The sequence below is a fragment of the Shewanella sp. 10N.7 genome (assembly GCF_020806285.1).
Taxonomy (GTDB): Bacteria; Pseudomonadota; Gammaproteobacteria; order Enterobacterales; family Shewanellaceae; genus Shewanella; species Shewanella electrodiphila.
Genome location: NZ_JAJGZS010000063.1, coordinates 1 through 944, shown reverse-complemented (window position 1 = coordinate 944; position 944 = coordinate 1). Strand labels below are relative to the sequence as shown.

At 40.0% G+C, this 944-nt stretch carries 1 protein-coding gene; it reads right to left on the bottom strand.

Annotation, left to right across the window (positions count from 1 at the left end; genetic code table 11):
* Nucleotides 1-852, bottom strand: an 852-nt coding sequence (locus LMH66_RS20210; protein ID WP_229372711.1) for an IS110 family transposase, incomplete at its 3' end; no start/stop codon positions are given.
* Nucleotides 853-944: the final 92 nt, after the last annotated feature.

Below are 944 nucleotides of genomic sequence, written 5' to 3'. Positions count from 1 at the left end.
GGTTCTGGCTCCATGAATAAATAAGGTTCGCAAATAAGCATTGCCACGTTTACTGATCCCCATAAGGTTATCCTTTCCTCCACTACTATGTTGCTTTGGAACTAGACCGCACCATGCAGAAAAGTGTCTGCCATTATTAAAATCTTTACCTTCTCCAGCAGCTGCATAAAATGCGGTAGCTGTGACTGGACCGACACCTGGAATACTTTCTAAACGCTGACAAACTTGGTTACTTTTTGCCTCTTGTTGTACCTGCTTATCACAAGATTTAATCTTTTCCTCAATACCATTAAACTCTTCATATAATTGGTAAAAAATGTTTCTACCTTTAGTGGTTAATTCATTATCAGCATTCTCTAAAATGTCAGGTAATGCTGACCTAAAAGACGCTTTACCTTTTGTTATGACAATGCCGTATTCAGTGAGCATTCCTCTGACTTGATTCACCAATGCTGTAGATTGCTTATTCAGCCTTTCTCTCATTCTGTGTAGCATCTGAATATCTTGCTGCTCTATTGGTTTAGGCTGCACAAAGCGCATATTAGGACGTTGTGCAGCTTCCGCGATAGCCAGAGCATCGTTGTAGTCATTTTTATTTCCCTGTCTATAAGGGACCACATACTGAGGAGCAATTAACTTAACTTGATGACCTTGCGACTCAAACTCTCTAGCCCAGTAATTTGCGCCACCACATGCCTCCATAACAATAAGACAAGGCTCTATTTGAGCAATTACATGAAGTAAATCTTTACGCTTTATCATTTTCTTTTTGACAAGCTTTCCAGCTCTATTTACACCAACAAAATGAAAAACAGACTTTGCGATATCAAGACCAATTGTAGTAATGTTCATAGTGGACCCGTCCTCTTTCTGATGAGTTTTAGCTACTACATCGTGGCCCATTGCGAGGCCGATTAAAAGTGGATGGGTCCATTCCATTATCC